Annotated in this window: 3 protein-coding genes and 3 tRNA genes; 4 read left to right on the top strand and 2 right to left on the bottom strand. The window is 44.8% G+C overall.

Features of this window, described 5'->3' with window-relative positions:
• Positions 1-18: 18 nt before the first annotated feature.
• Together H524_RS0111285 and H524_RS0111280 are read right to left on the bottom strand one after the other, a co-directional pair.
• Positions 19-94, bottom strand: a tRNA-Lys gene (locus tag H524_RS0111285).
• Positions 95-122: 28 nt separating this feature from the next.
• Positions 123-197: transfer RNA gene (locus H524_RS0111280), tRNA-Lys, on the bottom strand.
• Positions 198-937: 740 nt separating this feature from the next.
• Here H524_RS0111280 and H524_RS0111270 point away from each other — a divergent pair.
• The 4 genes from H524_RS0111270 to H524_RS0111250 all read left to right on the top strand — a co-directional run bounded on the left by H524_RS0111270 (position 938) and on the right by H524_RS0111250 (position 8,093).
• Positions 938-1,924: a radical SAM protein gene (locus tag H524_RS0111270; protein ID WP_027940279.1), complete on the top strand. Its 987-nt coding sequence runs from the start codon at positions 938-940 to the stop codon at positions 1,922-1,924.
• A 1,318-nt stretch (positions 1,925-3,242) separates the two neighbouring features.
• Positions 3,243-4,382: a glutamine-hydrolyzing carbamoyl-phosphate synthase small subunit gene (gene carA, locus H524_RS0111260; RefSeq protein WP_027940278.1), complete on the top strand. Its 1,140-nt coding sequence runs from the start codon at positions 3,243-3,245 to the stop codon at positions 4,380-4,382.
• A gap of 14 nt (positions 4,383-4,396) precedes the next feature.
• On the top strand, positions 4,397-7,636 hold the full coding sequence (gene carB / locus H524_RS0111255; protein WP_027940277.1) for a carbamoyl-phosphate synthase large subunit: 3,240 nt from the start codon (positions 4,397-4,399) through the stop codon (positions 7,634-7,636).
• Positions 7,637-8,003: 367 nt separating this feature from the next.
• Positions 8,004-8,093, top strand: a tRNA-Ser gene (locus H524_RS0111250).
• Positions 8,094-8,319 lie beyond the last annotated feature (226 nt).

The raw sequence follows: 8,319 nt of genomic DNA, 5'->3' as shown, positions 1-8,319 counted from the left end.
TATGGGTTTGTTTCTGAATGGTGGGTCGTGAGGGGATCGAACCCGCGACCAACGGATTAAGAGTCCGCTGCTCTACCAGCTGAGCTAACGACCCATTACAGAAACCGCCTGAAGTTTTTAAGTGGTGGGCTGTGAGGGACTTGAACCCTCGACCAATGGATTAAAAGTCCACTGCTCTACCACTGAGCTAACAGCCCGCTTCAGGGCGTCAGTGACTGCTGTCAACTGACGAGGGTGTATTGTACTGAAATCTAAGCCCCACGCAAGTACTTTTTCAAAAAATTTTAAAAATTTTTTAACCTTAACCAAACAAAGCCCGCATTTAAGCCATTTTCAGCACATTAAAAGATCAGGCAAGATCCTAAGTCACGATCAAAACTCATGGTTAATATGCCCTTTTTTGATGTTCTAGCCACCATTTTGCTACATCAAGACATTTTAAACACCAAAAAAATACTCCCTAGCTCACTTAACTTTTAAACAATAAGTGTCGCGATTGCTAATTTGAGTGCAAACACATTGCACTGCTGCATATGTATGTATGTGAAAGCCTAGGTTCGATACTATCAAGTGCAACCTACTACTTATTATTGATAGCACTATCAAACTTGATTAGGTTGGCTCTGAGCGTAGTTAAGTAGATGTGCTCGTAATGGATGCAAAGCTTCATTTTCATTTGCTCTATTACTTAGTGCTATTTATAGTAGTTTTATAACACTACTCTTTTGGTAGATGTAGGGCGCTATTCTTTTTTTGTCGATTGTGACTTTAGTTATCAGGCTGAGATTTGCCTAATTGACAAGCATGCGCCTTTGACATAGCATCAGCGCAACTTTAAGCACGGGATCAATGCCAAGCTTATGCTATTTCAAACATCCTTATGATGATGTTTGTGCATTATCTTCTAGCTGTTAGCTATTAAATGGAATAATGGACTATGCCTCAGACTCTTGAAGAACTTCTTCCAGCCAATCTTGGTGCTGAGTATTGCTACCAAAAAGCCAAACTCACTAAGGCACTTGAGAATCCTCAATCAGCCGAGTTCGACATGCTCTATGCAATGGTTGCCGAGAGAATGGCTAAGGCTAATCCTCCTTTAATCATTCCATATGTAGAAGTATGTATCTCTGCTCAGTGCACCTTAAACTGCCGTGATTGCGCTAACTTCATGCAAACCTATGCCAACATGGGCCGTGCTAAGCCTATGGATATTGAGGCAGTTAAGTCTTGGGTAGTGTCATTTATTGAGGCAGTTGACCACATTCTCACCTTACGCGTCATGGGTGGTGAGCCTCTTATGCAAAAGCAGTTTATAGAGTTCTTTAAGTTCCTTTTAACTCTGCCAAAGCTGCAGCATATTCAGATCGTTTCTAACGCTACCTTAATGCCAAAAGATGAGCTTTTAGATCTGATGGCCAACAATAACAAGGTCTCATTCTTCTTTTCTAACTACGGACCAAACGTTGCTCCTCATTATAAGAAGATCATCGATACCTGCTTAAACCGTGGCGTTATGGTTCAGACTACCGATGAGGACATCTCATGGTTTGAGATGGGCGACACCTCTGATCGCGGTCTTAATGACGAGCAAAAAGAAGCTGTGTATAAAGCTTGTCCAAATAATTGCCGTCACATCTGGGATGGTGAGTTCCATCACTGCCCACGCTCAGCTCACGCCAAATACTTAGGCCTTATTGATGTACCTGAGCAAGATTACGTGCCACTTACTAAGCTTGATGTTGCCGAGCGTCGCGAACGTATTCGCGCTATGTATGACGCTAAGTTTATTGAAGCTTGCAACCACTGCGGCTTAAATAAGGATGTTAAGTTTGTAAAACCTGGCATTCAAATTAAAGTAGACAGATCAGCTAGAGCTCCAAAAACTACTGCTAAAGCAGTGACTGGCAAGAAAAAGAAAAGCTAGTAGCTATTTCAAATAGCCCCATATTCCTGATAACGCCTCTGCATTTGCAGGGGCGTTGTCGTTTCTAGGCTATAGAACGGGTGCAGTCTATTATTATCGAAGTATGCCAAGTACTGCCTGCTAAATAGCTTTAATGATCATAGTGCCTAGTTGTGCTTATACGATCTTTAGCAAGATTTGGATAACGCTCTCTTGGTAAAGGTACGGTTGTAAATGGCCTTCAAGATGGATTATGTCATTGACACCTTGTAAAGATGTTCTTTATAGACAGTAATGGAAACTTGATGAGCTTACGAGGGATGAGTCAGTTTTGGATGTTGAGGTTATTTATGGATGAGTCTGCCTTTTTATGGTGAGGTTAATTGTCTGACATCCAGTGCAAAAGAGTTAGGTAAGCGAAAATGGCTAAATTTGGGCAAGTAATGGCTAAAAAGTATCGTATTGTGCCCTAGATACCAATACTAAAACCAGCAAACAAGCTTGATTTTGTGATGTTATTCGCTAAAATAGGTAGGACTTTGGCTGTAGTGTTTCAAGCATAGGAAAAGAACGACGCAAAAGTTTTAAGAAACGAGCTTATCTCAACTCTTAAAGCTGATGAGAGTCTGATTTCCTCAGCCTACTTGGCTTAATTTCAAGCTCTCAATTGATGCGTCTTTGGAGTGTGCTAAATGGTAAAAGGCAACGAATTCGTAGTAAAGATACGAGCCAATGCCTTTGCTATTTCTTTTGGCAATAACACCAAGGATAGCTCAGAGATGAGTGGTGATCTTATTTCACTTTCAAATGCGCGCTTTATGCGCGTGTTTTGTATCAGCACTATATAATTTCTGAGTTTGCATTGCGGGCTGAAAGCTAAGCTTCCTGCCTGCACGCGTGCGCGTCATATCCATTGTACTTAATGTAATCCATGTTCATCATGGCGCTCTTTAAGTAACACCTCTGCTTTAAACAAAGTCATTCGATGTCAAACAAGGTAAGCCATGTACTTACCGTTAACATGCATCTAACAACATTTAAGATTGGACTAAAGTAAACAGCTACTTGTTAGCAAGTTACTAGCTAAGCATAGATTGAACGCAGCTTAGACAGTTCCTAATTGATTGAACTTTACGGTTAGATCTAGCTTGTACTCTTTTGGCATCGTCGCGCTTTGTTTAGCGTCATTTTTAAGCCAAAACGTGTTCAATAAAAATACCGTCGCACTGGTGGATATTTATTCAATAAGTCTGCTCCATGAGCAGGCTCAATTTGACACGTCTAATGCTTGCAAAACACCTAAAGTCACTTGTATCAGCTCAGAATTTTGGAGGTATTTGTGGCTAGTACCGCAATCCTTGCACTTGCTGATGGCACAGTATTCAAAGGCAAAGCTTTTGGTGCCGCAGGTGTCACTTTAACCGGTGAAGTTGTCTTCAATACTTCTATGACCGGCTATCAGGAAATCCTCACCGATCCGTCCTATACTGGCCAGATTGTTACTTTAACTTACCCACATATAGGTAATTACGGTACCAATAGCGAGGATATGGAATCAAATCAGGTTTGTGCTCAAGGTCTTATCGTTCGTGACCTGTCCTCTGTAGCCTCTAACTTCCGCTCTGACACATCATTAAGCGATTTCTTGGCTAAGTATCAAAAGCCAGGTATCGCAGGCATCGATACCCGTATGCTTACCCGTATTCTGCGTGAAAAGGGTGCTCAAAACGGTTGCCTTACCACTGATCCAAGCATCAGTGCTGATGAAGCTGTCAAGCTTGCTCAAGAATGCCCATCCATGAAGGGCTTAGATCTTGCCAAGGTTGTATCCACTAAAGAAGTTTATGAGTGGACTGACGGCGAGTGGACCTTAGGTAAGGGCTACAAGAAGCAAGATGCTGCTTCTTTACCATACCATGTAGTTGTCTACGACTTCGGTATCAAGATTAATATTCTGCGTATGTTAGCCCAGCGCGGCTGTCGTCTGACTGTTGTTCCAGCACAGACTCCTGCTGAAGAGGCTTTAAAGTACAATCCTGATGGCATCTTTATGTCCAATGGTCCAGGCGATCCAGAGCCATGTACTTATGCTCAAGAGGCTATCAAGGTCTTCGTAGAAAAGAAGATTCCTTTATTCGGTATTTGCTTAGGCCACCAGCTCTTAGGCTTAGCCTCTGGTGCTAAGACCATTAAGATGAAGTTTGGTCACCACGGTGCTAACCACCCAGTGCGTGATGTTGAGTCAAATACCGTATACATCACCTCACAAAACCACGGCTTCTGCGTTGATAAGGACACTCTCCCTGATAACGTTAAGGCTACTCACTTCTCATTATTCGACGGTTCTTTACAAGGCATCGAGCGTACTGATGCGCCTGCATTTAGCTTCCAGGGTCACCCTGAGGCATCTCCAGGCCCTCATGATGTAAGCCCGCTTTTCGATCACTTCATCGAACTGATGCGTAACAACACTAAGTAGGACCGGAGGAATTTATGCCAAAGCGCACTGACATAAAAAGCATTTTAATTTTAGGTGCCGGCCCTATCGTTATCGGCCAGGCATGTGAGTTCGACTACTCAGGTACTCAGGCCTGCCGTGCTTTACGTGAAGAAGGCTACCGCGTCATTTTAGTTAACTCTAACCCAGCTACTATTATGACCGACCCTAACATCGCTGATGCTACCTACATTGAGCCAATCGATTGGCGTGTAGTAGAGCACATCATCGAAAAGGAGCGTCCTGATGCAGTTCTGCCTACCATGGGTGGTCAGACCGCATTAAACTGCGCCTTAGATTTAGAGCGTCATGGCGTGTTAGCTAAGTACGGCGTTGAGATGATCGGCGCTAATGCTGACACCATTGATAAGGCAGAAAACCGTGAGCGTTTTGACGCTGCCATGAAGAAGATTGGCCTTGCTTGCCCACGTGCTGGCATTGCCCACTCTTTAGAAGAGGCATGGAAAGTTCAAAACGAAGTTGGTTTCCCTTGCATTATCCGTCCTTCCTTTACCATGGGTGGTACTGGTGGCGGTATTGCTTATAACCCAGAAGAGTTTGAGGCCATCTGTACTAAGGGTCTTGAAAGCTCACCAACTCATGAGCTCTTAATCGACGAGTCCTTAATCGGCTGGAAAGAGTACGAGATGGAAGTGGTACGTGATCGCAAGGACAATTGCATCATCGTTTGCTCCATCGAAAACTTCGACCCAATGGGTATCCACACTGGTGACTCCATCACTGTAGCCCCTGCTCAGACCTTAACTGACAAGGAATACCAGATCATGCGTGACGCCTCTATGGCTGTTTTACGTGAGATCGGTGTTGAGACTGGTGGTTCTAACGTACAGTTTGGTATCAACCCAGTTGATGGCCGTATGGTCATCATCGAGATGAACCCACGTGTATCCCGTTCTTCAGCTTTAGCATCTAAGGCAACTGGTTTCCCAATTGCTAAGGTAGCTGCAAAGCTGGCTGTTGGTTACACCTTAGATGAGCTTGGCAACGACATTACTGGCAACTTAACCCCTGCCTCATTCGAGCCTTCCATCGACTACGTTGTTACCAAGGTTCCTCGCTTCAACTTTGAAAAGTTCCCAGGCTCTAACGACCGTCTGACCACTCAGATGAAGTCTGTTGGTGAAGTTATGGCTATTGGCCGTACCTTCCAAGAGTCTCTGCAAAAGGCTCTGCGTGGTCTTGAAACCGGTAAGTGCGGTTTCGATCCTCGTATCGACATGAACCACAAGGAAGCCCGTACCAAGATCCTGCACGAGCTTGAAGATGCTGGTGCACACCGTATTTGGTACATTGCTGATGCCTTTAGAATGGGCATGACCGTAGAAGAGCTCTTTGAGTACACCCGTGTTGATCCATGGTTCTTAGTACAGATCAAAGAAATCATCGACATTGAAAAGTCACTTTCCGGTCGTACCTTAAAATCCATCGACGCAGATGAGATGCGTGATCTTAAGTCACGCGGCTTTGCTGATGCACGCTTAGCTCAGTTACTCCACGTAACTGAAGATATGGTGCGTGAGCGTCGTTGGTTACACGAGGTTTACCCAACCTTCAAGCGCGTTGATACTTGTGCTGCTGAGTTCTCTACTCCAACTGCTTATATGTACTCAACTTATGAGCAAGAGTGTGAGGCTAACCCATCAGATCGCCGCAAGATCATGATCTTAGGTGGTGGCCCTAACCGTATCGGTCAGGGTATCGAATTCGATTACTGCTGCGTACACGCTTCTATGGCGCTGCGCGAGGACGGATTTGAGACCATCATGGTTAACTGCAACCCAGAGACTGTTTCTACTGACTATGACATCTCAGATAGACTGTACTTTGAGCCAGTTACCTTAGAAGACGTTTTAGAAATTGCCCGTGTTGAGAAGCCAGAGGGCGTGATCGTTCAGTTCGGCGGTCAGACCCCACTCAAGCTTGCTAAGAAGCTCGAAGAGGCTGGCGTACCTATCATTGGTACCTCTCCTGATGCAATTGATAAGGCAGAAGATCGTCAGCGCTTCCAAGAAGCTGTAGATAAGTTACAGTTACTCCAGCCAAAGAACGGCACTGCTATTTCCTTAAATCAGGCTGTTTCTATTGCTGAGAACATCGGCTACCCACTCGTTGTACGTCCATCCTACGTATTAGGCGGTCGTGCAATGGAAGTTGTATACGATGAGGATGATTTACGCCGTTACTTCAATGAGGCTGTAAAGGTATCCAACAAGTCTCCTGTTCTGCTCGACAAGTTCTTAGATCACGCTGTTGAAATCGATGTTGACGCTGTATGCGACGGCAACCTGGTTGTAATTGGCGGCATCATGGAGCACGTTGAGGAGTGTGGTGTTCACTCTGGTGACGCTGCTTGCGTACTCCCACCTTGGCACTTAAGCGAGGAAATCAAGGAGCGCATTATCAAGATCTCCAAGGATCTTGCTATGGAGCTTGAGGTTCGTGGCCTCATGAACGTTCAGCTGGCTGTACGTGATGATGAGATTTACCTCATCGAGGTTAACCCACGTGCTGCACGTACCATTCCTTTTGTATCCAAGGTAACCTCACTGCCTTTAGCCAAGATTGCTGCTCGTATTATGACCGGCAAGACCTTAGCTGATCAGGGCGTTACCAATCAGGTAATTCCTCCTTACTACTCAGTTAAGGAAGTAGTACTGCCATTCCATAAGTTCCCAGGCTCAGACCCTATCTTAGGCCCTGAGATGCGTTCAACTGGTGAAGTTATGGGTACTGCTAAGCTCTTCCCTGAGGCTTATGCAAAGGCTCAGTTAGCTGCTTCTGCTGAGATCGTACGTAAGGGTCGTGTACTGCTCTCTATCCGTAATTCCGATAAGGACGTGCTGCCAGAGCTGGGCCGCAAGTTAATCGAGCACGGATTTGAGCTGGATGCAACCGGCGGTACCTATCAGTGCTTAGTTGATGCTGGTATTCCTGTTACCCGCGTAAAGAAGGTTTACGAAGGCCGTCCAAACATTTTAGACGCCATCAAGTCAGCCCGTTACGACTGGGTCATTAACACTACTGAGGGTCGTCAGTCTGTTAAGGACTCCCGTCAGTTACGTGCTAGTGCTCTGCAGCATCACATTAGCTACTGCACTACCATCAATGCAGCATTTGCAACCGTTGACTCTATCGGTGAAGACGAGTTTGCAACTGTACACTCCATTCAGGAGCTGCATCAGATGATTGCTGACAATGAGGCAGCTAAGAGCTAATCCAAGCTTTAATTTAAAGCTGTAGTTTCTACTAGCCACAACTACAGCGCTAAAAGTAAGCTTTAAAAGGCAGGCCATAGGCCTGCCTTTTTCAATTCAAGAAAAGCTAATCCCACCTTACTTGCTCAATGAGCAGCTACAGGCTACATACAAGAGAAATCATCACAACCAACCCAAAATACACTGAACAATGGCTCAAAAGCAAAAACACATGTTCTCATAAAGCTAGATTGCTGCATAAGTACAAGCTATACAATTAGCTTATTTATCGCGTTTGACTGTACATAGGTGCAAATACACTCCAAAAAAGTTTAAGCAAGTGTTGCATCCTAGTTAAAACTCGGTATAATGTGCGCACAACCTATGCGGATGGATGGCAGAGCGGTTGAATGCAACGGTCTTGAAAACCGTCGAGGATTTGCGTCCTCCGTGAGTTCGAATCTCACTCCATCCGCCATCAGGTACTCAAGCGGCTTTAAGGCCGTTTTTTTTGTACCCAAAATCATAGATACAACATTTCTAAACATATCAAGCCCTTTCGCCCACTACTTAGTTAGTCGAGCACTACTACATGCACTCAGCCATTTTCAATCTAAGTCAACGTGCAAAGCACAACGCCGCATTACAACCTTACTCCGGCACAGCAGCTAATGCTCCAATTATCTGCCCACAGCACGCTCTTA

It is taken from the genome of Anaerobiospirillum succiniciproducens DSM 6400 (assembly GCF_000482845.1).
GTDB lineage: Bacteria > Pseudomonadota > Gammaproteobacteria > Enterobacterales > Succinivibrionaceae > Anaerobiospirillum > Anaerobiospirillum succiniciproducens.
This window is presented reverse-complemented; position numbering and strand designations above follow the sequence as displayed.

Bases quoted from the DNA above. Each gene is read 5' to 3' on its own strand.
- H524_RS0111270 (WP_027940279.1), top strand. From the start codon at position 938: ATGCCTCAGACTCTTGAAGAACTTCTTCCAGCCAATCTTGGTGCTGAG.
- carB (WP_027940277.1), top strand. From the start codon at position 4,397: ATGCCAAAGCGCACTGACATAAAAAGCATTTTAATTTTAGGTGCCGGC.